Source organism: Bremerella sp. P1 (genome assembly GCF_028748185.1).
In the GTDB taxonomy this organism is placed as follows: Bacteria; Planctomycetota; Planctomycetia; order Pirellulales; family Pirellulaceae; genus Bremerella.
Window position 1 is genome coordinate 2,939,551 of sequence record NZ_CP118164.1, and the last position, 25,237, is coordinate 2,964,787.

A 25,237-nucleotide genomic window follows, 5' to 3' on the forward strand; every position below is an offset into this window, starting at 1 on the left:
GATTGGCCAGCCTAGCTGTTGAACAACGCGGCGATGTCGTCTTGGCTAATCGGCTTGTCGTCCAGATCTTCTTCCGGCTGGGCGTCTTCCTGGGTAGAAGCTTCCTCCGATGCCTCTGCCTCATTGCTGGAATCTTGCGTGGCAGCGAACATTGATTCGATGTCATTAGCCGATGCGATCTGAGGAGCTTCCTCATCCGCAGGCTCTTCCGCCAAAGTACTCTTTGTTTCGTCCTTGCGACCGGCCAGGAACTCTGCGAGCTCGTTGTCATCGTCCGCTTCCAAGGGCGATTCGCTGACGGGCGTTTCCGGAGCTTCCTCGGCAACAGGCTCGACTGGTTCTTCAACCGCCGGCTCTTCTTCGGCCGCAGGTTCTGGTTCAGAAGGCAAATCTTCCGGCTCGTTCATCTCCGGGAACGGTTGATTCACCGCGGTTGATTCTGGTTCGGCTGGAGGTGTCGTTGCTTCCGTCTTTTCTGCTGCGGGCTCTTCTTCTGAATCGATTGCATCAATCTGGATCACATTGTCTCCGTCCGATGGCAGAAACAAGGCGTACCATGGCTGCGGTCCGTAGCCCATTAAGACTGCGGCGGCGAAACCAACAGATAGATTCAAAACGGCAAACAGCAGAACGATGAACACGGCTTAACCACTAACGAAACCCATGTCGAAACCAGGGGGGACTACCACCCCATGTGTGAAGCATACGTTTCAACTAGCAGTCGATGTCATTGGGTTGCGGAATGCCGCAGCAATAATCGATCGATGGCTATTTAGATCTGGATATTCGTTTCAATCGTTACAGCCGAGCTGTTCGTAAAGACTCGGGCTTAACGGCTTTGTCCCCGCATGACGGGACTTGGTCGGCCCGTGTTTTGGGATGCTTGCCGCATGAATTCCGGCGAAGGGCTACCAGGAAGCGTGAAGACGGCCGGTTGAGCTGTTGGGTTGTCTTTCGAGCGAAGAACGACGGTTACTTCCGCTCCATCTTTCTGGCCTCGAAGATAGTGCAGCATCTCGCGTTCGATATCGCTTAGTCCCTGCATGCTGTCGATGTTAGCCGGCAGCGAAGCGGATGTCGCCGAGACGCTTGGCATCGATCGAGCGGCTGGGTTCGATGGGAAATTGCTTTGCGGAGTTTCCGGAATCGATCGTGTTGGACTGGTCATCGACGGCTGCGAGGCCGAGGCCAGTTGAACCGGGGCTGCGCTCTGTTTGTTCTGGAACAGGTGGGCGAGGTTCGCTTGTTTCAGCACGGTATAGATGGTTGGAATCGCAGCATAGATTCCTTCGTCGTCCTCATCATCGGCAGCATTGCAGACACCAACGAGTTGGCCTTGGGGATTGAATAGTCCACCACCACTACGACCCACCGAAGGAGCGCCGGCGGCCTGTACGTTGTCGTGACCCACATAGCGATTCACGCTGTTGATACGCGTCTGGTAAAGATTGCGTGGTCCCCCGTTGTCGCAGCCGACGCTAAAAGCGGGCTGGCCGACTTGCATCTGGTTTGATGGTGGGGCAATCGACATGGGCTTGATCGGTGATTGAGTGCGAATCGCAACCAGGGCGACGTCTCGTTCCAGGTCATAAACGAGAATCTCACCGGGAACTGTTGTGCCCGATTCAGACTGTTGGAACGTGATGACTTCCAAAGGTCCCTGTCCCTGCGAATCTCGGAACAAGTGAGCACAGGTTAGTACGAGCGCTTCGTTGCCTTGGGTATGAACGACGGTACCGCTTCCATACGAATGACCATCCGGATCGCTTACCTTCAGTTTGACGCTGGCCTGCATTGCTTGGGCGTGAATGTCTCCGCCGGTACGTGAAGGCGTCTGAGCCATGGGCTGTCCGTAAACGGCTGGTTGGACGCTGGACTGACCAGGCATTGCCATCGAAGGTTGCGGCGACTGACCTCGGGCAAGTCCGGTGGCAGCATTCAACTGAGGTGCTGCTTGGGCGGCATTCATCTGTGGCTTGGCAGCACGGAACATCTTCGTCAGGCGATCGAACGACGTCGCACCTTCGACCGAGTCGACGACTTGATTGTTCGAGACGAGAACGAAGTAAGGCAATCCGCGAACACCCATTTGCTGGGCCATCTGCGGTTGTTGATCTCGATTGATGACTTGGATTGGATAGCCAGCCTGTTGCATGCGACCGATCACCGGCTGCATCTGGTGGCAATAGACACACCAATCGGCTGTAAAGCAGTAGAGAACCGCATCGGCAGCAGCCACAGGCGCCGCGAGCGCGAACAGTAACAAGAGCGAAGTAACCGCCTTCATCGCATCCCTCCTTGGAGCGAAATCATTCCCGGCCCAATCTAGGGCCTTCTGTCTTTCTGCGGGCCAGCGGGGTTGTTGGCCCTCAAGTCTGCTTCGGAAAGAGACTCGTGCTTTTCACGTTCGGCCATCCTGGTCGAAGGGGGTCGGAAAAGCCGGGACAATGTCGTTGGATCGCTAAATTCCAGCAAGTGCAATCCAAGACGATTTCGCTGGAAATGCATGGGATGGACAAAAATTCCTCAAGTTTCCCTGTGCTATCAGTCGCACCCGCAAAATGACAGCATCCGTTTGTGCCCCTAATTGATTAGATGCGTCCGCAGATCGAGGGGCCGCTTTACGACTTTTCTCACCAATTCGAGATACACTGGAACAGTTGCCCATGGGCATCACGAATCCACTTAACTGAAGCTCGTTTCTGAGTACTTTGGGCCTCTAGCTGTCGTTTTTACTAGATGAAAGACCTTCCGCAACACGAATCGCCTGCGGTTGATATCGCGCAACTTGTTGCCGAGCATCAACTTAGCGTTTGGCGCTATTTGCGGTCCTGGGGTTGTTCGCCCCAAGAAGCGGAGGATCTGACTCAGGAAACTTTTTTGAAAGTCCTGGAGAAGCCGTTCGAGCAGCTAACGGATGCCGCCACCAGGGGGTATCTAAGGACGGTAGCCCGAAACTTGTTGATCGACCGCCGTCGGAGAGAGGGGCGGCAAACCAATATCCAGGCCGTCGAGAACATCGATCAGTTCTGGGTAGCAACCGACGAACGCAAACCAGACGAATTACTAGAACTGCTCAAAGAGTGCCTCGATGGGCTTACTGAGCGAGCACGGATGGCCTTGCAGATGCGATTTCAAGATCGCAAGTCGCGTTCAGAAATTGCCGACGCACTGCAGATTGGCGAGCACGGAGCAAAAAACCTGATGCAGCGGGCGAAGCAGCAACTTCGCGAATGCATCGAGTTCAAACTGAATAACGAATCATGACTCACGAAGATCCAATCATCGATCCTCTCCTCGAGGAACTGCTGGGCCAGCAGCAGATGCCGGATCTTACTGCGCGCATCGTTAAAGCCCACCAGCAGCGGCAAGGCCAAGACGCTTCCGGGATGAACGGCCAGGCGAAAGCACCACTCTCGATGGTGAGCGCAGCGACTGCTCAATCTTCGCCTGAAAATCCCACGGCCGAGGTGCCCTCTCAAAAGACAAATACGGCCAAGCGCCGGATGCAACGGCAGCGATTTGTGACCGCCATTGGGTCACTTGCACTTAGTCTCTGTCTGTTGGTCGTCCTCGGTGGTGTGGCCTACATCAGTTATCAGCAGCTCATGCCAGGGCAAGGCACGCCGCTCGCCGCCGACGGGGACAAAACCCCGTCGGCTGGCGCCCGCGACGCCGAATCCAACTCGAACAAGGGCTCGCAACTGGCTTCCAACAATGAGCCTCAGTCAACCGATATTTCACCTCCGGAACCGGGGCCGCAAATGCCCAAGGTGATCGAGTCGGTCGATCCGACTGCACTGGCGGAAAACACGGCGCATCGTTTCGTTAAGCCACGATCGCGTGACAGCCTAAAGCTTTCTGACGAACAGATTGTTGGTCAAATCGATGAGGCCATCGCGACGGCTTGGAAAGCTGAAAACGTCAAGCCATCGCCAGTGGCCACCGATCACGAGTTCGTACGTCGTACCTATTTGCAATTACTCGGGCGTATTCCCACCGTCAATGAGATCGAACATTTTGTTAGCCAGCGTCGCGAGGACAAACGCGAATGGCTGGTTGATGAGATCTTGTCGGGTGAGAAATATGAGGCGGAGTTCGCATCGTTTTGGAGTGCTCGCTTCGCGAATATTCTCGTCGGACGTGCAGGCGGGATGAGCAAAGACAGCCCGATCGATCGCTCTGCGCTTGAAGGCTATCTGGCCAAACAGTTCGAGAACAACACTCCGTACAACTTGCTCGTTCAGGAGCTTTTGACGGCGACAGGAACGACCAGTCCTGGAAGCGAAAGCTTCAACCCGGCGACGAACTTCCTGGTCAGTATGGTCGACGGCGACGCCAAGCTGGCGACAGCCAAGACCTGCACGGCTTTCCTCGGTCAACAGTTGCAATGTGCTGAATGTCACAATCATCCAACCACCGGTTGGAGCCAGCAGCAGTTCTGGGGGCTGAATGCCTTCTTCCGCCAGACCAAGTTGGCCAAAGATAGCCAGTCGGGGCAGCTGGCTATTTTGGATCAGGATTTCATCAAAAGCCGCGATTCGGACTCTGGCGAAGTCTACTACGAACAGCCAAACGGCCTGTTGAAAGTTGCCTATCCGCAATTTGTCGATGGCACGACCATCCCACGTTCCGGTAAGGTTGCTGAAGTCGATCGTCGACAGGAATTGGCTCAGTTGATTGTCAACTCGGATCAGTTCCCGAAGGCGACCGTCAACCGCATGTGGCAGCACTTCTTCGGTGTTGGTTTCACGCAGCCAGTGGATGATATGGGGCCGCACAATCCGGCTTCCCACCCAGAACTGTTGGATCAGCTGTCCGAGCATTTCGCCGAGTCGAACTTTGACCTTCGTCGGTTGATGCGATGGATTACTCTTTCGCAGCCGTACGGACTTTCCAGTCGGCAGATCGATGAGAACTTGGCCGATAACCCCGACGCGGGGCGGCAACTGTTTGCTCGGTACTACTCGCGGCAAATGGAAGCGGAACAGCTATTTCATTCGTTGCAGATGCTGGCCAAGAACCCTGTCGAAGGCAATAACGCGATTATCGCCTCGGTAAACGATCGCCACAGTTGGCTTGGTCAGGTCAATCAGAAGATGGGGGATGACGAGGACAGCGAGATGTCTGCCCTGGATGGTGGCATTACGCAGTCGCTGTTAATCATGAATGGCGGCTTGATGAAACAGGCCACCGACGCCCAGGCAGCGGTTCTCAAGAAGGTAACGGCCTCGAAAATGTCGCCGCATGACAAGGTCGAACACCTGTTCCTCGCCGCCCTTTCGCGTCGTCCGACCAAGCAGGAATTGTCGGCGATCAGCGAGATCCTGAAGACTCGAAATAACGAGTCGGCTGCCCTGCAGGATATCTGGTGGGCACTCTTGAATAGTAACGAGTTCATTCTCGATCATTGATCGAAAGTGAATTTTCTTAAGCCTGTGTGTTTGCTTTGACTCATGGTTTTCGTGAGACTAATAGATAGCACTGCTTCGTAAGTGACTCGAAATCCATCGAGGAGCACCGCGTTGACTGCCGCGAAGATTGATCCGCAGATGATCAGATTTGTCCGGCAAAAAGCACGCGGACATACGTAAGGAACCGTGCATCATGAAACTTGATCAGCAACGTGACGAGATGGTGAGCCTGCTCCGAGCAAGAGGCATCACCGACCAAGCCGTGCTCCAGGCCATGCACGACGTGCCACGCGAAGAATTCGTGTTGCCTTCTTTCCACGACGATGCCTATGCCGATTCGGCGTTGCCGTTGACGCACAAGCAAACGATCTCTCAACCTCTGATCGTCGCTCTGATGGCTCAGGTTTTAGAACTTCAGCCGACCGACCGAGTACTGGAGGTAGGCACAGGTAGCGGCTACGCGGCAGCGGTCTTAGGAGAACTTGCCCAGGAGGTCTACACGATCGAACGAATTGGTGACCTTGCGATTACAGCCGCCGAAACGATCAAAAAGCTGGGAATTGAAAACGTTCATGTACGTTTCGGAGACGGCTTAAAGGGATGGCCGGAAGAAGGACCGTACGACGCGATTGCCGTTGCCGCGGGAGGCGATCGGGTTCCCAGTGCTTTGTTCGAACAGATGGCTGACGGTGGTCGCCTGGTGATGCCGCTGGGCCCTGTGCAGGATTCACAGAAGCTCATCCGAATTCGCAAGATTGGCGAGGACCGTTACGTCGAAGACGACTTCGGCGGAGTTCGCTTTGTTCCCCTGCTGCCAGAAACAGATTAACGGCGTATTTCTGGCAGACGATTGAGGAAGCGGATTGTTACCCGCTTCCTCTTGGCAATGCTTCGCGAAAGGTCGCTAGGCGGCCTTCAGTTCGCTTTCCATGTTCGAGAGAGCCAGCATCAGTTGACTCCACTCGCTGACGACGTCAAGCGTCTCGAACTGGATGACATCCATGTTCTCGAAGCCGCGTTCACTGAGTCGGATTGCATCCCCCAGCACCATGGTGCCGACAGGTTCGACCTCTGGCAGATTATCCACATCAAGCTCCTCTTCTTCGTTAGGCAGAATATGTTCCAACGCACGATGAACGGCCCACAAGGCAGCTCGGCGAGCGTCAGCAGCATCGACAATCAAACGTAACGATCCCGATTCAACGTAGTACTTGGCCATGATTGATATCCTTCCGTGTATTGTCTTGGGGTTCTGAATAACTTGGTTGCCCTTGGGCAGTAGTAGTTATCGCGACCCGTCTGACACGTGAGGTCATGGCGCGAAAAGATTTTTCCGCGCAGGTCAGAAATCGGGAAAAACGCCGGAAAGAAGCGTGCTAGCAGTCTCAATGCGAAAAAAAAGGAGCCGGTCCAACGTTCTGCCCCAAAAAGGTCGTAAAGCGTTACGCCTCACGAAAACGTTGTACCGGCCCCATACGGCTCGTGGATGTACACCCACAGAAGGAAGCGACATCGTGTCGCATGTGGAGTCACATCCTGTGCTCTTTTATTTCTGTTCTCCAATCGCGGGAATTGGAGTGAGTGGTCCAGCTAAGAGCTCACTTGTTGGATGACGTTCTGCCCTGTTCATCAGCCAACAGCAACAATGTTGCTCATCTTCGGCATTCCCGCAATGGGGAAGCTCCCCCCAAAGCGGGTTTATGCGGGGAACCGACAGGCGGGTTCGGTTATTTGCTCCGTTATAGCATCCAAATCGATGATCAACGGAATGTATATACCCGATGTCGTTGTTCTGCCATCATTTAGGTAAACGTAAGCTGCCACACAAACATTGCGGACTGGTTGCAGCGAGGCGAGGAGGCAGAAACGCCGCGACAATGCGGCTTTGATGGTTCCGCCGTAAGAGTTGCGATCTCGTAGATGGGGCCGGAAGTACTTGGTTGCGTACCGCCAGCCGTGGCAGATTGCCGACCGTTTTGATCAGGCAGAAGAGTTCATCGAATCCGATTCAACAATGCAGTCGGTCATCCGGTTTGCTTCGTCAACTAGGATAACGCGGGGTTGATGCCCTTTGATTTCTTCCGACGTGTATTGGGCGTAGCAGACAATAATGACCAGATCGCCGGGGGTTACCAGGTGAGCTGCCGCACCGTTAATCCCAATGACACCCGAACCTGCTTCCCCGGGGATGGCGTAGGTGGTTAGCCGCTGACCATTGGTCACATTGAGCACGTCGACCTGCTCGTGCGGCAAGATCTGAGCGGCTTCCAGCAAGTCGGAGTCAATGGTGATGCTGCCCACGTAATCCAGGTCGGCCTGGGTCACGGTCGCGCGGTGAATTTTGGATCGGAGGAAGGTACGTAGCATCCCAGTGCTTTCGTAGGTTCGTGCCCGAGGCTACAGAGTGCTTCTGCAAGCTGCAGTTTCGGGGAAGCCACTATCAGCAAGGCTAACATAAGCCAAGCCTCTTATTATATCGGATAATGCCAAGAATGGAAAAAGCCCCCAGATGGAAACCTGGGGGCTTTTTTGCGTTTGGAATGGCTGGGATATCGGTCAAAAAGATAAATAGAGGCAGATAGGTTGCTATTCCACGCAGGTATCGGCTTCGGATTCCACGCTAACGGGCGAAGAATAATGAAGCTGAGCAATTTTCCAACCGAGGTGATTTTGGATCATGACGGCTGTAATTCGTAGGGGCACTTCGGCTTTCCGGTAGCCAGCTTGGACATAGAGGTAGCAATCGGTGGCGAGCCAGGCGACCTGACCCATCGTCGAAACACTTCTCCATCCAAAACGCATCCGGAGGGTGTCTGTTTGTTCCCAGTCACGGCGAACTTGACCCCAAATGGCAGCGGCACCGACGTTTCGCTCGTCGCATCCACTTCCCAGGACCACAGCATCTCGATCGGAACAAAACAGCCCGAGAAGTCTCCCTTTATCTCGGCTTGCATAAGCGTCTGCGAACTGGCGCAGCACACTCATGACATCCGCTTCAACAGAAGCAGTTGCGTACACGACAATCTCCCTGTCATGCGCGAGCACGTTTGAGCACAGATTTGCCCACGTAAATAAGCAAGTCGGATAGTACAGATTCGCGAAGCGGTCGAATCTAGAGTCGTGAGGCTGAAGAGACTCTGGTGTGACCTTACAGGAACCGGTTGAACTAGCTCGATCGCCGAGGCATCTGGCCGAAACACACTCCCTAAGGAACCATTTCACCCGCGAAATCGAGGCACAACACGCAGATGAAACACTAGCAGAAAAGGATAAGGCTATGTCTCAAATTGTAATGGAATGTTTTCACTGTCTCCAAGAACAATTAATCGGCTTGGGCCGATTAAAACAGAAAGATTTCTATAGAAAACCGTTGCGCGCCATTTAGTGGAAGGATGTTTTTCATTAGTGGGGCACTCTGATCATCCTAGTTGGGGGCGGGTATTAGTACGCGCAAAACTGCCTTCTTTGTGACCTATGCTTTAAGGCCGTTATGCGCGCGGATTTACTGGCGATTGCCTCCCTCGAAGTCCCAATGCGGGAAAATGATCAGTGGCCGACAACAAGAATAACCTCGTCTATGGATGGGTACTCCCGCTAGCTGTGTTGTGGAGCGCCTTTCTGCTATTTCAGGTGCAGCCCCTGATCAGCAAGACGATTCTTCCCTGGTTCGGCGGAAGTCCGACCGTGTGGACGACCTGTATGTTGTTTTTCCAGGTCGTTCTCTTTGCAGGCTACCTGTATGCCCACTTGCTGGCGACCTACGTACCGAAACGATGGCAAGGGATCATACACGCAGGCCTGATGGTCGCGGCCCTCTTGCTGATGCCGATTTCTCCGGGCGAAAACTGGAAGCCGTCCCCTGACGTCTGGCCGCCTGGGTATATTTTGCTGCTGTTGGTCACACACCTAGGACTTCCCTATTTCCTTTTGGCTGCCAATGGTCCGTTGCTGCAGCATTGGTTCAGCCAATTGGCCCCAGGCAAAACTCCCTACCGGCTTTATGCGTTGTCGAATATCGGTTCTCTCGCTGCTCTGCTGACCTATCCCTTCCTGGTCGAACCTAACTGGACACTACCGACCCAATCGGGAGCGTGGAGCTGGGGATACGCCGGGTTTGCGTTACTGCTGATTCCGATCGCCGTCGCCATTGTCCGTAACCAACGCGATCCTCAAGAAGCTGTTGAATCAACCGAACAGTCCACTGATGAAGCCGTACCAGGCTGGAAAACCCTCGCGGCGTGGTTGACTTTGCCGGCGTTTGCCTGCGTGATGCTGTTGGCCACAACCAATCATGTCTGCCAGGACATGGCGGTGGTTCCATTCTTATGGGTCGTCCCTTTGAGTCTCTACCTGTTGACGTTCATTCTTTGCTTCGATGGCGAAGGTTGGTATCGACGTAGTTGGTTGGGGTGGATGGCAATAGGCAGCATCGTGTCGATCAGTCTGTTGGAACTGTTGGGCGGCATGCTCGACATTGGTTGGGTTGCTGTTTCCTATTTCGGAGCATTGTTCTTCGTCTGCATGATCTGCCACGGGGAACTCGTTCGTCTGAAGCCGGCAACGCGACATTTGACGCTCTACTATCTCATGATTTCCGGTGGTGGGGCCTTGGGTGGAATGTTCGTTTCGCTCGTCTGCCCCCTCATCTTTTCGCAATACTATGAAATGCCACTCAGCTTGATCGTGGCCTTTGGCTTGGCATTGTTCGTTACGGTTAGTTCGCTGGAAAAGCGTTTTGGATCGATTCCCCTCTGGTCGATGGGAGTTCTGTTCTTTGGAATGCTGGCGATGCTGTCCGGGCAACTTCGGTCGTTTCAGTCGCATTACCTTGAGTCGCAGCGGAACTTTTACGGCGTGCTCAGCATTGGCCAGGTTCCGACAAACGATGGCGAGTCGATTTTGGCGATGTATCACGGTCGCATCATGCACGGTTTTCAATACCAAGCGGATGCCAAGCGTCAGGTGCCTACGTCGTACTATGCCCGCAACACGGGTGTCGGTCTGACGTTGGCTCGTTTGCCCAAGCAGAGCGGAAAACGGGTCGGCGTAGTCGGTCTCGGAGCCGGGACATTGGCGGCCTATGGTAACGAAGGTGACTACTATCGCTTCTACGAGATCAATGACGATGTCATTGAGATGGCAAAGGAGAACTTCACCTTCCTGCAGGACAGCAAGGCCGAACATGAGATGGTGCTTGGCGATGCCCGGTTGTCACTGGAACGCGAGCCTGACCAGCAGTTCGACCTGTTGGTGCTCGACGCATTTAGTGGCGATGCCATTCCAACTCACCTACTGACGCGGGAAGCCTTTCGGATCTATCAGCGGCACCTGGCCGAAGGTGGCGTCTTGGCGATTCACGTGAGCAACAAGCATCTAGACTTGCGGCCGGTCGTGCTGGGAACATGCGATGAATTTGACTTAGAAACGCTTTACATTACAACCACGCCAGATGCCGCCACGCATCAGACCGGTTCGCAGTGGATTATCGCTTCTAAGAACCGTCAATTCCTGTCGGACGATACGATGCAGTCCGCAGCAGCGCATTTGGGGCCGCACATGGTTTACGCCAAGCCCTGGACCGATAACTTCAGCAATCTTCTTGAAGTTTTGAAGTAGTGCCGCTGGCTACGTGACTTTGATGATGACCGCCGTCAGGTCATCATGCGCTTGGGCGGCAACCGCGAAATTACGCACCTCGATATCTAATCGTTTTACCATTTCCACGGCGGTCAGATCTCGGTGTGTCGCAATCAGATTGGCAATACGACGCGTGCCGAATTGCGTTCCATTCTTCCCCTCGGTCTCATGAATACCATCGGTACAGAGGACCAGGATTTGACCCGAAGTCAGAGGCTCTGGTTTAGGACACGGGAACTCGAAGTCGTCGACGACCCCTAGCGGTGGGCCGCTACGCTCCAGTTCTTCAAAGGAACCATCGGCCTCGATGAGTAATCCGTTCTGGCCGGCGCCGAGATACTCGATGAATCGCTCCTTCAAGTTCAATCGAACAACAAGTGCCGTCATGAAGTCGCCGGCTTCCACGTCCTCGGCGATCGCATCGTTCCAAGTCTTGATGATCGGTTGGCATTGATTTCGTGTCTTCGCAATACCACGGAAATAGGCACGCGAAGTCGTCATCAGCAAGGCCGGTCCGAGACCGTGACCGCAAACATCGGCTACGGTAACAATCAGAGTTTCATCGTCAGGTTGTACGAAATCGAAGTAGTCGCCACTGGTCCACTCGGCCGGTCGCGATAGAAACGCGATATCAAGCCCCGGAACATCGGGGGCCGACTTGGGAAGCAAGTTCGATTGAACACGCTGCGCCAGCATCATCTCTTCACGGCTATGTTGTACTTCGAGATTCAACAACGCATTCTCACTCGCCAGTAACGCTCTGGCTGCTTCATTCTCTTTGAACAAAGGTTCGATCGTGGCAATGCCGGCAAAGAAAAGGATTGCCGTGAGCAGTGTGGCCAACGTTTGGACCCAAAGAGTTGGTTCCCAGATAATGTTGCCGGGTGGATGCTGAACCGTATCGACGATCCCGGCGCCAATCCAAAGAGTCATCAAGACGCCAGCCCCGGATATGAAGAGCCAAGCGTACCGACGTCGGTAGATTGTGTTCAGACGCAGTGCCATCAGGACTGCGACCAATTGAAACAGGGCCGCGAGTCCCAGAACTAAGGTGAATGCCATGTTGCTGCCGTTACAATTCGCTCTGGCGACTTTTGCGTTTGCCAGTTATTAGGGATTGTTGAGCATTGCTCGACATGCGGCAATGAGCTTCACGATTTCTTAATCGTTTATTGCATCGCTCGGAATGCGAAGCTCGATCTTGGTTCCACGCTCGAGAGCACTATCGATGGTGAGTTTCCCTTCCAGCAAATCGGCTTTTTGCTTCAGGCCGATCAGGCCATGACTGGTCAATTCGATCGACTCGACATCGAAGCCCAGGCCGTCATCTTTCACACAAGCAACAAGGTCCTGTCCTTGCCGCGTAAGCGAAACGTTAATTGCTTGGGCTTCACTGTGCTTTCGTGCGTTGGTAATGGACTCTTGGAAGAAACGAAACAGGCACGATCGCTGCCACGGAGCAAGACGCGGCAGATCCTTATCGACTTTGACATCGATCTGAGCGGCGGAAAGCGATGGAAGCTTGATGAAGTCGAGCAGAGCAGCCTCTATCCCTTCCTCATCGAGTCGCTTCGGGTTGAGCCCTTGGATCAGTCGTCGTGATTCGGCGAGGGCTTCTTCGAGTATCGCGCGGCACCTATCTAGCGAGGTTGTATCGGGCTTCTCCTTCTCGTACGACTCTAGGAAGAGCAACGCTGCTGTGATCTGCTGGGTGAGGCCATCGTGAATCTCGAACCCAATCGATTGTCGCCAGCGCTCCAGGTGGTCGATGTAACGCCACAAATTAGCCTGGGCTTCCTGGCTTAAGGGTGGTAGCTTGGACGCGTCGACAAGATCAGGGGCAGTGGAATGAGCCCCGGTAGCGTCGTCCGATGACGGTGTCGGGTTGGAAAGGAAATGGGAACTCATGGTTCGCGTCCGTGATCCGCGGAAATGATTCGATAACGTGTGTCTCCGTATGGCTCGGAAACTGAGCGCCCCTTCCACTTGTTATCATACCCCGCGCGGGTGGTTAAACCAGCGCGTTTTTATCCAAATGGATGCAATAACAGGGAATGGGGACGAAATTCCTCGCCTTTGAACACTAGGAAAGAAATTTATGGAAGCATCGCAAGCCGTCCAAGCCCTGGGAGCAACCAATTCAGAAGAACGTCAGAAAGCCGCAGAGGCTTGTGCCAAGGATCCGAGCCTCGCGATGGCCGCGATCGTGCCGCTTTGCCGCTGCTGTAGCGATAGCGATGATCAAGTCAGCCAATGGAGTCAAGCAGCACTGGAAGAACTGGGGCCTCCGGCAGCGGATGAGCTCGACGCGCTCGTTGAACTCACCACTTCCGCCGAATCGACTGCCTACTGGGCCGTGACGCTGATCGGACGACTTGAAGCCAAGGCCGCCCCGGCAGCTGGGAATCTGGCGGAACTGATCGAGAAAGAGGATACGCCTGTTGAAGTCCGCAATCGTAGCATCTGGGCGATCGGTCAAATCGGAGCGGCGGACGAAGCGATCAAGGCTACTCTTGAGAAAGCTGCTCAAAGCGAGAATCCTCGAACGGCTCGTCTGGCCTCTAAGGCATTGGGCAAGTTATAGGGCACTATTACGTGCTATCAATGCGCGCACGAATTTATTTTCAACGCTCGCCCTCTTTTCTGCTTTCTTGCCAGCGACTGACCTGGAAGTGGGCACCCCCTTTCGGTAAGGTTGCCCCGCTTGTAATAGGTGCCTTGCTATGGATGGCGTGGTACCTGCTGCTCGTCGAAACCGCACATGGCAAGGAGGCTTCAAGTGCGTGCTCTTATTCTTTCATCGCTTGCGTTTATTGTTGGTCTTGTTGCAGCTACCGGCTGTAATGTCGAGCAAGTTCTCGAACAACTGCCTGACGGTGTGCAAACGACCGCATCGAATCCGCAGCCGGGAGAATCGATTCGGCTTGCCAGCTTCAATATTCAAGTCTTCGGGCAATCGAAGATTGATAAGCCGGATGTCATGAAGGTGTTGACTCAAGTGGTCAAATCGTTCGACATCGTGGCGGTCCAAGAGCTTCGCAGTAAAGAGCAAGACGTTATTCCGCGATGGCTGGATATGATCAACGCTGATGGCTCGAAATGGGCCTCGTTGGTAGGGCCTCGCCTGGGCCGCACATCGAGCACCGAGCAGTACGTCTTCTTGTACAACACAGCCAAAATTGAGTTCATCGAGCGAAGCGACTTTACGATCAACGATCCGCACGACTTGCTTCACCGTGAGCCGTACGTCGCCTCGTTTCGTACCCGCGTCAGCCCTGGCGTCCAGCCATTCAGCTTCACGTTGATCAACATCCACACCGATCCGGACGAAGTTCCCGAAGAAATGGATGCCCTAGGCGAGGTCTACGAGGTCGTCCGCGCCGCCAATCCAAATGAAGACGATGTCATCTTGCTGGGTGACTTGAATACCGACTACACCAAGATGGGAATGCTGGGACAAATTCCAGGCATTTTCGCCACGGTTCAAGGGACCCCCACGAATACTCGCAAGAGCAAGAGCTACGACAACATCGTCTTCGATCAACGCCGCACGACCGAATTCGCCGGACAGGCAGGCGTGTTGGATCTGATGGCCGCGTTTAAGATGACCGAAGATCAGGCGCTCGAAGTTTCCGATCACTTGCCGGTCTGGGCGACCTTCTCCACGGCAGAAGCTGGTGGTGGATCGCTGGCTTCCGCACCTGCGGGGACAACTCGATAAGCGTCACTCCGCCGGCGGTTACGGATCGTACTCGTGCATCGCGTGAAACTGCTTGGGTGGCTCGTAAGGCCGTAGATCTTTGGCCAGGTAGGCGTTCTGGCTTTTGAGATCACCGCGGATGAGATAATACTGCGGTTCCTGATGATAGTCACTCCAGCGAATCGCATAGATCGTACCGGTGGTGATCTTCTCGACATCGAACTGATGGGCCAGTTCGACGATCTCGCCCATTTTGTATTTTGGCTCGGGGACTTCTTCCATCATCACCGGGTGGATCTTCATCTGAACGTCGCCGTAGCTGATCAGGTAAAAGTCGTCGTCCGTCGCTTCCCGGCGAAAGATGAGATCGCTCGGTATCAACCCTTCTGCTTTGTGGCGATCCTGGGGAAAGATCCAGCCATCGCCATCTTCTGGCCAACGGGGAAACATGACCCAGGTCACTGGCGGCTTAACGGGAAAAGCTTCGCTGTTCTGGATGGGAATTGAATCGTCCGTGGGTGCCATGCCGGGTAGTTCTCGCGATGAAGTCTAATGAGTCGTTTAGGGGCTGACCACTTCTATTCTAGCGAACATTGGGCCCGACAAGAAACAACACAAGGTGGTTGTCGCGAGGCCAAAACCTCAACGACAACCACCTTGCAGGACACGTCGTGGTGTGTCTCGCGTTTACTCTTCGGCCTGGCTCAGGTCGTAAACCAGTTGCGGCGGCGGAACCTTCGCGGCAATTTGTTGAAATGCAGAAAGCATCTGAGCTTCCAGTTCGGCAATCGTCGAGCCGCCTGGCACGCTGATATGGATACCGCCACACGCATTCGCGATGGCCGACATCACTTGACGGTCAGCATTGGCACCCACGCTCATTGTGTGAATCGTCACACCGCGATTGTGGGCCTGGACCGCCTCCCAGATGGCATATTGTTTCGAGCGATCGTTGGTCGTGTAGTCCGCGTCGCCGTCCCCATCGAAGTCGGTGTAGTCAGCCCAATTCCAGTCGTAAGGCAAGCTCCAGCCGCTCTTGTAGCGGTTGGCATTACCATCGGTCATCAGCACGATCGTTGGGCGAGCACCATGACGCGAATGAGCTTGAAGCAATTCGTCCGCTTCATCCACCCCAAAACCCATCGCTGTGAAGCTACCGTAGTGACCGGCCTGCTTGTGGCGCTGAATCGTGTCGAGCGAATCGTAATCGTTCGAGATAAGATTGCCGTCTAAACTGGCGTAGGCGTCACCATCACTCAGGGTATGCTCAACACGCGAGGCTTCATCGTAGGAGACAATGCCCACTTCGTCGCCGAAATCGAGATCTTGCAGGAAGTCGAGGAACAGGGAGAAACCGTTCTTCACCGCATGGAATGGATAATGGGGTGCTTTCCAGAGATCTTCCGTTTCAGACTTGTGGTAGCGGTTAGACAGCAAGTAGTCGACAAAGTTTTGCTTGCCGTACTTCTGACGGTTACCACTATTGCTGGCAATTCGGTCTCGGCTGTAGTTGATAAACTCGTCCCAACTACCACGACTGTAAGGGTAGTTGATGCCGTCCAGTCCAAAAGCTTCTTTGACCGCTTGGTTAGTGTCACGGAAGCGTTCCCCATACCCAGGTCCATCACCACTCGCGTTCGTGCCGGACTTCACCCAGCAGCCGATGATCTTGCGGCCGTTGTAACTACCTGGGCCACGGAAACTCTTGGTTCTGCCCGAGAGATTGTCGTACTTGTAGTGATAGCCATTTTCGAATTCGAGAACGACGTTGGAGAGGTCCTTTGTAGATTCCACATAGATTTCCCGGTCTTTGAAGGTCACCGTGATCTGTGGCTTACTCGGATTTGCGGGAGGCTGTCCGACGATCGTCAAATACTGCTGATCGAACGATAGGTCGCCCACATTCGGATTCATCGAATTAAAGATATCGACCATGTTGGCTTCGATGTTGTCTTGCCCCAGGCGGCCGATCGACGTGTAACGGCTGTCGTCGTTCATCGAACCCGAAAAGTCGAGCACGACGACCATGTCGCGAGCTTCGACAAATGCAATGGCTTCAGCCTGAAGGTCAATGGTCGGCGTGCCCACGGCCCAGCCGAATGCCAGCGGCACCTTGCTGTCGCGGGCACTCATGTCTTCCTGGTCGCGGCGAGCCACGACCTTGACCACGTTGTAGGGCCCTTCATTCCAGGCAATTTCCCACTTGCCGGTCCCTTCGTTGTAAGTTCGCTTGCCGAAGATCACGTCCTTCGACGAATCAACGTAGACACCGTTGCGGTCGGCAACATCGGCAGCCATTTCGCGAGCATGTTCCAGCGAGATCGAGTTGGGGTCCCCGCCTTCGCTTGCACCTTGAATGGCGGACGTGATCTCTTGCGAGGCCGCCAATGCTGAGGCATCCACTGCGTTCTGCAGGCGAGTCTGTTCCATCGCAATCAGCCCGGAATCGATACCGAGCGAGAGGAACGCGAACAGGACGATCATCACAAACGCCGCAAGCACGATGAACACGCCGCGTCGGTTGCGTCGCTGAGTCGTCAGTGGAATGTTTTTGCTGGCCATGGATCTGTCTCTTTCTGTACCTGCGAGGAATTGCTGCCGGTTGCGTGCCAACCGCAGGTACCAAAAAGGGTAAAACTAAGACGATAAGAGGTGGACTACTGTACGATCGTCGACTTGGTATTTCGGAAAATAACAGCGGTCGAGAGGTCATAGTCCAAGTTGTCAGGTACCGGCATGGCAGCTACTTGCGAAACGGGTAGTGCGATGCGTACCTGAAATAAGTCGAGATCGTTATTGGGATCGTCTAAGTTGAAAGCTTCTCCCGGTTGTCCGGCAGGTTCGATATAGATTTGAAGCTTCTCTGGATCGTATCCGGAAGCTTCCAGACTGTTGCGAATGTCTGAGATGATCTTGTCATTTGTCTTAGTGCCACTTGCCACCCAGTCGGCTCGATCCATCGCACCCAGGCGAGCTCCGTCGCGAGCGACTTGTGCCAGTTGCCCATAGGTTTCAAACATTCGGCTGGCTTCCAGCATCCCTAAGATAAGCGTCAAGAAGACCGGCGCGATCACGGCAAATTCCACCGTTGCCGTCGCGCGACGGTTATTCACTGCGCGTCGTCGATGAAAAAGGTTCATGGCGTTTCAATGGGAAAAGGATTTTATAAAGCACTACGGTGCGTAAGTTGTTTTTTGGGGCCTCTCGACACAAACGGTTGAGAGGACCAAATTGGCTGCCAAAGGCGAAACTTCGTTACTCGTGTCGTGTAAACGTTTCACCGCTGAGCAATACGCTCCCTAGCCACGGCTGTGGGATAAGAGATACGTTGCCATAAGGTATCGAGGCACGAACCATGAACAGCTGCCGCGGTTCGGCGTCTTCGAGTTCAATATCAGGCATGGCCTGGAAGTCTTCGGAAGATGTTGGGGCATCACCGCCGTTGTCAAATTGGCTGGCGTCTTTAATCTGGATCGTGACCATCGAGGGGGCGACAGCCCCGCCCATGCGCTCACGAGCGTACTGCTCGACTTCCGCGGTGGTTGCTCCGGTAGCCGAGCCCCAGCGGGCCGCGGTACGCGTCGCATTTTTCAGAACGTTATTGATCATCGTGGCATGGCCGAATTCGATGATCGCAAAGACGAACATGAAGAAGATGGGCATTACGAGTGCGGTTTCCACAATCGTAGCGCCAGACCTCTTCCCACTTTGGTTGTGCGAAGAAAGAAATGCAGGGCGCGTATTGCGACGCTTTCGCCACATGGCGAGGGCCTCTTCTGTGGTGCGGGATTTCCGCGGAATAGTGCGATAGATTAGGTTCCGTAACAACTCGCTCGTGACTTCCAATTCAATGGATCAGAAGATCGAGATGGGTTGCTATTGAAAACCTAGTTCACAAATCCGGCATTCGCAGAAAGAATTTGCGACTTTTAGGCAAGCGATGCCAAGCGAGGCTCTAGAGAGGTGTGACTCGAAGAGCGAATCACACCTTTGCTTTCCTGTAGAAGGTCAGACTACGGGCCTTCCTCTTTGGCGACCGTATCGACCAGCACCAGGATCTTGCCGGTGTCTTCGTTATAACCGTAAATCTCGTACCAGCGGAGCTTGGCGAACTCAATTCGATTGTCACGCATCATTTGCATGAACTCTTTGTACGACGGGAACTTGTCGTTCAGAGCTTTGTAATGTTGAACCTGCTGTTGAAGGCCCAGCGTGCTGGCCCGGGCAGCCAGCGTGAAATAGCCGGACGCAGCCTGGCTAAAGGGATCAACCCCTTCGATGTTGCCATCGCGGGCCTCGATGCCCTGCTTCTTGAGCCACTCTTTCGCATCGACGACTTCATCGGTCGTTTGGTGAATGACTCCCTTCTTGGGCTTCGGCTCAGGTGCCGGTGTCTCTTCCATTGGCGGATTGTTCTCTGCCGGCGTTTGGTCGGTAGTTGCTACCGGCATGGGGTCGGTCGGAGTTTTCTCGCCCGGGGTCGTTTCCGAGTTGGCAACCGCGTTGTTGTTCGCCGCAGGTTGTGGGTCCAGATCCGCGATTGGTTCGCCGCAGCCAAGCAGGAAAATTGTCAGCGAGAGACAAATTGCGATTCGCAACATGAGAAGACCGCCTAAGTGAAGAAAGACTGGAAAAGCAACGCCGCTATTTTCGCGCGTTTTGAGGGCTCGTGCAAGCGTTTACGATGAGGACGAATTCACAATCCGCGAGGCCATGTATCCGCCCACGAAAATCCCCCCCAAGCAGACGAGAAACGCTGCGCAGCCAATTCCCAGGATCAAATTGCTCCCCAGGGCAATTCCCAGCAGGAAGACAATCGCCGCCAGATTTCCAGCAGCAACGCAATAGATTTGCCGTTTTCGCCACTTTTGGATGGCAGCACGTTGTTCGTCATTCATGTAAGAAACTCAGGTGGGGGTGCGCAGCTTGAGGCTCCATGCTACCATAAACGCTTGCTGAACTTGTGTTTTACCTCGATCGACCGGACATCCATGGCCAAACGTCGCCCTGTGAAGAAGAAGCCCGCTCGCGGTGCGGCCACGCAACCGCCGACCGTTGATGCCCCGATGCGAATTATTGGCGGCCGGCTGAAGAATAAGAAAATTGAGTACTCCGGTGATACGCGAACCCGGCCGATGAAGGAACGCGTTCGTGAGGCGGTTTTCAACCTGATCGGACCGGCAATTAAGGGTAAGGTGGCCATCGACCTCTTTTCGGGGACCGGTGCATTAGGGTTGGAAGCGATCAGCCGGGGAGCCGTCGAAGCCCACTTGATCGAGCGTCATGTGCCGACCTCAAAGCTAATTCGCGACAACGCCGAGGCGCTCGAGATCAGCGATCTGATCACGATCTACGCCCACAACTCGTTTATGTGGGTCAAGAAAGAACTGGACAAAGTTGCCCGCACCCCGTGGGTCGTGTTCATCTGTCCGCCGTACGATTTCTTTGTTTCGCGGTGGGAAGAGATGGAAAAGCAGATGATAACACTGCTTGAAACTGCCCCGCCTGAAAGCATCCTGATCGTGGAGTTCGACGATCAGTTTGACGCGGCTAGTTTACCCGATGTCGAAAACTGGGACGTTCGGGTCTACTACCCGGCCCGTGTCGGCATCTACCGGCTGCCAGCTGTCGAAGACGATTCTTAGCGAACCACCCGCTCATACTGCTTCCCGCCGATCACGCGCAGCTAGCACTGCATCTTTCTCGTCTGAGGTATAGTTCCGCCCCGGTTATGACCGATGTAGGGGAGAGACGGCTTATTGCGAAATTGCTGGCTACTTAGACCCCCGGCGTAACTCCTTGAGCGTGACGAACATACGGCAGATGAAAACCAAATTGCTAAACCGCGTTTGGTTGGTACTGGTGCACCTGACAATCTTCGGTCAGGCGTCCTACCTCTTGGCTGCGCCGCCGGAAGCGGAAACGCGTTCGGCATTTGACGATCCGTCTCTCTTCGAGATGGAGTTGGAACCACCGGCGAAGAAGCAGTTCCAGCCGTTGGAGCAAGTTCGTCCTAAGCAGGAAGAACCTGTTGCCGCCGATCAATCTGCTGCCCCTGGTTATGGTCTGCCTGATTTACGGCATTTGCATCAGCACTTGCCCAAAGCGGTCGAGAAAATCCGCGATATGCTTCTGCCGGTTGAAGCTCCCGCCGAGCCAGACCCCAACGACATCACTCAGCCGCTGGAACAGCCAGTGGAAATATTGATGGCTCCGCAGACTGCCGACACACTTCCGCCGGTTGACGTGAGTCCCTGGCGTGATCCCGTGATTGAATTGCCGGTTGCCAGTCAGCTTCCACAGTTGGAGCGGATGCCGCTGATTGCCTACCGACCTGACACTCGGAATCGCGAAAACCTTTATCGTATTGGGGACGAGCCAGAAAGTGCGGCGGACGTTCTTCCGTCGCTGGAGCCACCGAAGGTGCTGCCGCCAGTGGATGCGGCCCGTCCGGTCACGTATCGCTGGCCAAAGACACCGCATCTCGATGCGATGCTCCAGCGATTGGACGAGTATCCGGAAACGAAAACGTGGGCGACCGATCTCCGCAAAGCACTTCAGAAGCTACGCGAAGAATCGACGATTGGTACCACGGCTGCCTCGCAACACCTCAAGCACTTGGCGGAAGTCACGAGCGAGGCTGTCCCCATGGTCGATAGTCTCGACTACGGCTGGCAGCGTACCGACATTACCCAGACCTACTATGCACTGTTGCGGCGGATCGATCTGTGGAACGCGGCGCACAACATTATCTACAGTGGTATCAAACTGAGTGCTTCCCCCACGACGCTGGGTAACTTGCAGCAGCATCTTGAAGACTCCGAAGCAATCTTGCGTGACGGTGGCCAACTTCTTAGCTGGAGTGACTACCTTCGCCTGAAGCAACTGCGTCAGGCAATCGAATCGAACGCGTCGCCTCAGCGAATGCAGGAAGTTGCTAACGAGGTTCTGGCCCGGCTTGAAGGGGGAGAGTTTGATGAAGCCCAGAAACAGCTTCTCGCTCAGGCACCCTTTGTGAACTTGGCCAATTCGCTCCGGCCATGGCTGGGGATCAACTTCAATCCCGAGAAAACGCTTGCCGCCGTCGAACGGTACGAGCAGGAACAATCGGCGGCCGACGCGAAGCATATCGCGATGGAAGCGAGCTTGCTGCAACATCATGCCGAGCAGCCGATCATCGAATTTGGCCAGTTGATTGACCACACCTACCGCAATGCGAATACGCGTTTTGAGGTCAGTCAACAATTCATGCAGGCTTTCATGCCAGAGCTTCAACCGGACGAAGCACGGGTAGACGACTTTATCCTCGGTGCACGCGTACTGGGCCGTAGCCGAAGTATCACGCGTTTGCACGTTCGTCCTGTGCCTGACGACCATCAGTGGCGCGTTCAGCTGGAAGTGCTGGGCAACGTCGACAGTCAGACGACCAGTCACAGCGGCCCGGTGAAGATCTTCAACCGGGGACGATCGCGATACCACGCGGCGAAACAAGTGGTTGTCAATCCGAAGGGGTTCTGGGTCTCGCCAGCGGTTGCTCGAGCCGATACGACCACGAGCGTCGACAACTTGGAAAGTGACTACGATGGCATTCCGTTGATCGGTTCCATCGTCCGAAGCGTCGCACGCGGTCAGACCGAAGAGAAGAAGTATGCCGCGGAAGCCGAGGTCGAACGCAAGGTTCGACGCCAGGCCGAATCGCAGTTGAACGAACAGCTCAATGCCAAAGTGCAGCAGTGGCAAGATAAATTATACGTCGATGTCGTCCAGCCACTGGTTCGCCTGGGCCTGGATCCTTCGGTGGTGGATTTAAATACATCCAACCGCAGTATCTCGGGACGTTTCCGTGCCGCAGGGCCACGACACCTGGCCGCCCATACACCGCGGCCCAGTAGCCCAATCGACAGTGTCCTGAGTGCTCAGCTGCATCAATCGGGTTTGAACAACTTGATCCGCCAACTTCGTTTGGGTGGTCGGGAACTGACGCCGAAAGAATTCCTAATGGAAGTCGGGACACGATTCCCGGCCGTTCAGAGTGACGTCAACGAAGAGCTTCCAGCGGAAGTGGCGTTCAAGTTCTCGGAAGAAGATCCGATCCGTATCGAATTCAAAGATGGCCAGGCTCAACTGACCCTGCGTATCGATACCTTGAAGGTCGATGACAATCACTGGGAAGACTTGGAAGTCTCTGCCCTCTACAGTCCGACAAGCGTCGATTACGATGCCAAACTCGTCCGGGAAAGTACGGTCTTTCTCAAGGGCAAGCGACTGGGCTTCCGTGATCAGATCGCACTGCGGGCCGTCTTCCTGAAGGTGCTATCTAAGAAGCATGAGATCCCGCTCTTTCCCGAAGGAGCGAAGGTCGACCCACGCTTGGCCGAATTCCGGGTCAATCAGCTGGCTCTGCATGAAGGATGGCTGGCTGTATCCCTCGGTCCCAAGAGCGTTCCCATCCAGGAACGAAAGCTGTTCCGCGTTGCTGACGAACCGGAACGTACCCGCCGCTAAGCGTCGACCCACTCGCGATGCCAAAGTTCTAATACCAACAGTGCCCAAAGCCGGGCACTATGATCGAACTGGTTCTCGTCGTGCTCTTTCAAGAGAGTCTCAATGGTGTCCTGGCGGAAGTACCCACGACTCTTGGCCGTCTCGCTGGTGAGCGTATCGTACAGCAGTTCTTTCAGTTGGCCTCGGAACCAGGTGTTGAGCGGCACGCCGAATCCCATCTTGCGACGTTTCCAAATAATGTCTGGCAGTTTGTCGCCAAACGCGTGCTTTAACAGGAACTTGCCGCGCCCCATCCGCCACTTCCATTTCGAAGGCAACCTAATGGCGAACTCGGCCAGGCGATAATCCAAGAACGGTTGCCGGCATTCCAACGCATGGGCCATCGAAGCGATATCGACCTTGGTATTCAGATCGCACGGTAGATAGGTCGTTAAGTCGGCGAGCGAAGCGGCTGTCAGAGGATCGCGTTTACCAGTGCGTTTCCAGGCCGAGTAAAGAAACGCGTATGGATCGGTATCGGGTAGCTGCTCAACGAAATCGTCGTCGTACAACTCGCCGCGACGTGTCTCGTTGAAGATACTGATCCAGTCCAGGTATCGCCGACCCGGCGACATGGAGATCGCCTCCGCGAAACGTCGGGCACGACGCAGCTTCGATTTTTGGGGACCACCAGCCGGTAAGATCTTCATGCCAAGCCGAGAGCCCAGACGCCCGACCGGACCGAACATATCGACGATTGCCGCCAGACGCACGGCCCGGTAGCGATCGTAGCCGGCAAACAGTTCGTCGCCGCCATCACCGCTAAGCGCGACGGTAACATGCTCGCGGGTCATCTGCGAAACGTACCACGTCGGAATGGCCGAGCTGTCGGCGAACGGTTCGTCGTAGTGGTGAATGAGCTTCGGCAGCATCTCGAGTGCATCAGGCGTCACCTGAAACTCATGATGCTCGGTTCCCAGGTGCTCGGCGACTTGGCGAGCATAGCTTGTCTCGTCGTATTCCTTCTGCGGAAAGCCAATGGAAAACGTCTTCACCGGCTGATCGGTGAGCTGCTTCATGGTGGCGACGACCAGCGAGGAGTCGATCCCACCTGATAGAAATGCTCCCAGCGGCACATCGGCTTGCAAACGTAGTTTGACCGAATCGGTGAAAAGCCGGATGAGTTCTGATTTGGCATCATCCAGGCTGATCGCCACTTCGCGGCTGAAGTCGGGATTCCAGTAACTGGCGACTTCCAGCTTCTTTCCATCGAAGGTCAGGTAGCAGCCTGGCGGTAGCTTGTGAATCCCTTTGAAGATCGTTCGAGGATGCGGCACGTACTGATAGGTCAGATAGGCATCAATCGCTCCGGGATCAATCTCACGCGATAGCCCCGGAACCTGAAGCAGCGCCTTCAGTTCGCTGCCAAAGAGAAGTCGGTCTTCATGCACGCAGTAATAGAGCGGCTTTTGCCCCAGGCGATCGCGCCCCAGTACGATGCGCCGATGACGCTGGTCCCAGACGGCGATGGCGAACATGCCATTGAAGTGGGCAAACGAGTCGACTCCTTCATCCTCGAAGAGGTGAACGATCACCTCGGTATCCGAGTGCGTGCGGAACGTATGCCCTGCCCCTTCCAGGCGAGCCCTGAGTGCTTGGAAATTGAAGATCTCACCGTTGAACGCCGTCCAAACGGTTTCGTCTTCATTGGCCAGAGGTTGATGGCCGCCAGAAAGGTCGATGATTGAGAGTCGGCGATGGCCGAGTCCCACTCCCGGTACGGTGCCGTAAGGACCATGCTCGTGTGGGAAGCGATGATAGACCCCCGAATCATCGGGCCCGCGATGCGCGAGCGAATCGGTCATGCGGCGCAGTAACTCTTCGCTCACTTCGTGCTGTGGATCGACCCAAAATGCCCCAGCAATGCCACACATGGTTGTCGTTCTTGTTGCCTTGTTCGTCAGGAAAGAAGAGGGGTGATCCGCCGCTTAATCTCTTCTCT

The 25,237-nt window shown here is 54.8% G+C and carries 22 protein-coding genes; 8 read left to right on the forward strand and 14 right to left on the reverse strand.

What is annotated here, in order from left to right; translation table 11 throughout:
• Nucleotides 1-11 precede the first annotated feature (11 nt).
• Both PSR63_RS12280 and PSR63_RS12285 read right to left on the reverse strand, forming a co-directional pair.
• A complete protein-coding gene (locus PSR63_RS12280) occupies nucleotides 12-641 on the reverse strand; it encodes a hypothetical protein (protein ID WP_274333697.1) in 630 nt (209 codons plus the stop codon).
• A 188-nt stretch (nucleotides 642-829) separates the two neighbouring features.
• Entirely contained in the window at nucleotides 830-2,287 is a 1,458-nt protein-coding gene (locus PSR63_RS12285) for a trypsin-like peptidase domain-containing protein (RefSeq protein WP_274333699.1), read from the reverse strand.
• Between the two features lie 452 nt (nucleotides 2,288-2,739).
• Here PSR63_RS12285 and PSR63_RS12290 point away from each other — a divergent pair, with 452 nt between their 5' ends.
• The 3 genes from PSR63_RS12290 (at nucleotide 2,740) to PSR63_RS12300 (ending at nucleotide 6,243) form a co-directional block, all read left to right on the forward strand.
• The gene (locus PSR63_RS12290) at nucleotides 2,740-3,267 is read left to right on the forward strand and encodes an RNA polymerase sigma factor (protein ID WP_274333701.1); all 528 of its coding nucleotides are present in this window, start codon (nucleotides 2,740-2,742) and stop codon (nucleotides 3,265-3,267) included.
• On the forward strand, nucleotides 3,264-5,414 hold the full coding sequence (locus PSR63_RS12295) for a DUF1549 domain-containing protein (protein ID WP_274333703.1): 2,151 nt from the start codon (nucleotides 3,264-3,266) through the stop codon (nucleotides 5,412-5,414). The genes PSR63_RS12290 and PSR63_RS12295 overlap by 4 nt, the downstream gene beginning before the upstream one ends.
• 193 nt (nucleotides 5,415-5,607) lie before the next feature.
• Entirely contained in the window at nucleotides 5,608-6,243 is a 636-nt protein-coding gene (locus PSR63_RS12300; RefSeq protein ID WP_274333705.1) for a protein-L-isoaspartate(D-aspartate) O-methyltransferase, read from the forward strand.
• Nucleotides 6,244-6,318: 75 nt separating this feature from the next.
• On the opposite strand, the gene PSR63_RS12305 is transcribed toward PSR63_RS12300, so the two are convergent.
• The 3 genes from PSR63_RS12305 to PSR63_RS12315 all read right to left on the reverse strand — a co-directional run bounded on the left by PSR63_RS12305 (nucleotide 6,319) and on the right by PSR63_RS12315 (nucleotide 8,432).
• Nucleotides 6,319-6,633 carry a hypothetical protein gene (locus PSR63_RS12305; protein ID WP_274333707.1) on the reverse strand — a complete coding sequence of 105 codons (315 nt, stop codon included), beginning with the start codon at nucleotides 6,631-6,633 and terminating at the stop codon, nucleotides 6,319-6,321.
• 761 nt (nucleotides 6,634-7,394) lie between these two features.
• Nucleotides 7,395-7,781, reverse strand: coding sequence for an aspartate 1-decarboxylase (gene panD / locus PSR63_RS12310; protein ID WP_274333709.1), 387 nt, complete (start codon nucleotides 7,779-7,781; stop codon nucleotides 7,395-7,397).
• A 219-nt stretch (nucleotides 7,782-8,000) separates the two neighbouring features.
• Nucleotides 8,001-8,432 carry a nuclear transport factor 2 family protein gene (locus PSR63_RS12315; protein WP_274333710.1) on the reverse strand — a complete coding sequence of 144 codons (432 nt, stop codon included), beginning with the start codon at nucleotides 8,430-8,432 and terminating at the stop codon, nucleotides 8,001-8,003.
• Between the two features lie 531 nt (nucleotides 8,433-8,963).
• Here PSR63_RS12315 and PSR63_RS12320 point away from each other — a divergent pair.
• Nucleotides 8,964-11,030 (forward strand): spermidine synthase, encoded by a 2,067-nt coding sequence (locus PSR63_RS12320; RefSeq protein ID WP_274333712.1) that lies wholly within the window; start codon nucleotides 8,964-8,966, stop codon nucleotides 11,028-11,030.
• Between the two features lie 9 nt (nucleotides 11,031-11,039).
• Here the strand turns inward: PSR63_RS12320 and PSR63_RS12325 are convergent, their stop codons facing one another.
• Nucleotides 11,040-12,113, reverse strand: a complete 1,074-nt coding sequence (locus tag PSR63_RS12325; RefSeq protein ID WP_274333714.1) for a PP2C family protein-serine/threonine phosphatase — start codon at nucleotides 12,111-12,113, stop codon at nucleotides 11,040-11,042.
• A 99-nt stretch (nucleotides 12,114-12,212) separates the two neighbouring features.
• Nucleotides 12,213-12,959 (reverse strand): sensor histidine kinase, encoded by a 747-nt coding sequence (locus PSR63_RS12330; protein ID WP_274333715.1) that lies wholly within the window; start codon nucleotides 12,957-12,959, stop codon nucleotides 12,213-12,215.
• 190 nt (nucleotides 12,960-13,149) lie between these two features.
• On the opposite strand from PSR63_RS12330, the gene PSR63_RS12335 reads away from it, so the two are divergent.
• The gene (locus PSR63_RS12335) at nucleotides 13,150-13,635 is read left to right on the forward strand and encodes a hypothetical protein (protein WP_274333716.1); all 486 of its coding nucleotides are present in this window, start codon (nucleotides 13,150-13,152) and stop codon (nucleotides 13,633-13,635) included.
• A 195-nt stretch (nucleotides 13,636-13,830) separates the two neighbouring features.
• On the forward strand, nucleotides 13,831-14,772 hold the full coding sequence (locus tag PSR63_RS12340) for an endonuclease/exonuclease/phosphatase family protein (RefSeq protein WP_274333717.1): 942 nt from the start codon (nucleotides 13,831-13,833) through the stop codon (nucleotides 14,770-14,772).
• A gap of 18 nt (nucleotides 14,773-14,790) precedes the next feature.
• On the opposite strand, the gene PSR63_RS12345 is transcribed toward PSR63_RS12340, so the two are convergent.
• The 6 genes from PSR63_RS12345 to PSR63_RS12370 all read right to left on the reverse strand — a co-directional run bounded on the left by PSR63_RS12345 (nucleotide 14,791) and on the right by PSR63_RS12370 (nucleotide 19,649).
• Nucleotides 14,791-15,276 (reverse strand): DUF6960 family protein, encoded by a 486-nt coding sequence (locus tag PSR63_RS12345; protein WP_274333718.1) that lies wholly within the window; start codon nucleotides 15,274-15,276, stop codon nucleotides 14,791-14,793.
• Between the two features lie 162 nt (nucleotides 15,277-15,438).
• Nucleotides 15,439-17,313 (reverse strand): pilus assembly protein TadG-related protein, encoded by a 1,875-nt coding sequence (locus PSR63_RS12350; protein ID WP_274333720.1) that lies wholly within the window; start codon nucleotides 17,311-17,313, stop codon nucleotides 15,439-15,441.
• Nucleotides 17,314-17,408: 95 nt separating this feature from the next.
• Nucleotides 17,409-17,864: a TadE family protein gene (locus tag PSR63_RS12355; protein ID WP_274333722.1), complete on the reverse strand. Its 456-nt coding sequence runs from the start codon at nucleotides 17,862-17,864 to the stop codon at nucleotides 17,409-17,411.
• A 142-nt stretch (nucleotides 17,865-18,006) separates the two neighbouring features.
• The gene (locus PSR63_RS12360) at nucleotides 18,007-18,513 is read right to left on the reverse strand and encodes a TadE/TadG family type IV pilus assembly protein (protein ID WP_274333724.1); all 507 of its coding nucleotides are present in this window, start codon (nucleotides 18,511-18,513) and stop codon (nucleotides 18,007-18,009) included.
• A 251-nt stretch (nucleotides 18,514-18,764) separates the two neighbouring features.
• Complete coding sequence (locus PSR63_RS12365; protein WP_274333726.1) at nucleotides 18,765-19,352, reverse strand: hypothetical protein; 588 nt, start codon at nucleotides 19,350-19,352, stop codon at nucleotides 18,765-18,767.
• 78 nt (nucleotides 19,353-19,430) lie between these two features.
• Nucleotides 19,431-19,649, reverse strand: coding sequence for a hypothetical protein (locus PSR63_RS12370; RefSeq protein ID WP_274333728.1), 219 nt, complete (start codon nucleotides 19,647-19,649; stop codon nucleotides 19,431-19,433).
• A gap of 93 nt (nucleotides 19,650-19,742) precedes the next feature.
• On the opposite strand from PSR63_RS12370, the gene PSR63_RS12375 reads away from it, so the two are divergent.
• Together PSR63_RS12375 and PSR63_RS12380 are read left to right on the forward strand one after the other, a co-directional pair.
• Nucleotides 19,743-20,396 carry an RsmD family RNA methyltransferase gene (locus PSR63_RS12375; RefSeq protein ID WP_274333730.1) on the forward strand — a complete coding sequence of 218 codons (654 nt, stop codon included), beginning with the start codon at nucleotides 19,743-19,745 and terminating at the stop codon, nucleotides 20,394-20,396.
• Between the two features lie 178 nt (nucleotides 20,397-20,574).
• Nucleotides 20,575-23,256 carry a hypothetical protein gene (locus PSR63_RS12380; RefSeq protein WP_274333731.1) on the forward strand — a complete coding sequence of 894 codons (2,682 nt, stop codon included), beginning with the start codon at nucleotides 20,575-20,577 and terminating at the stop codon, nucleotides 23,254-23,256.
• Here the strand turns inward: PSR63_RS12380 and asnB are convergent.
• Nucleotides 23,253-25,169, reverse strand: a complete 1,917-nt coding sequence (gene asnB / locus PSR63_RS12385; RefSeq protein ID WP_274333732.1) for an asparagine synthase (glutamine-hydrolyzing) — start codon at nucleotides 25,167-25,169, stop codon at nucleotides 23,253-23,255. The genes PSR63_RS12380 and asnB overlap by 4 nt on opposite strands.
• Between the last annotated feature and the right edge of the window lie 68 nt (nucleotides 25,170-25,237).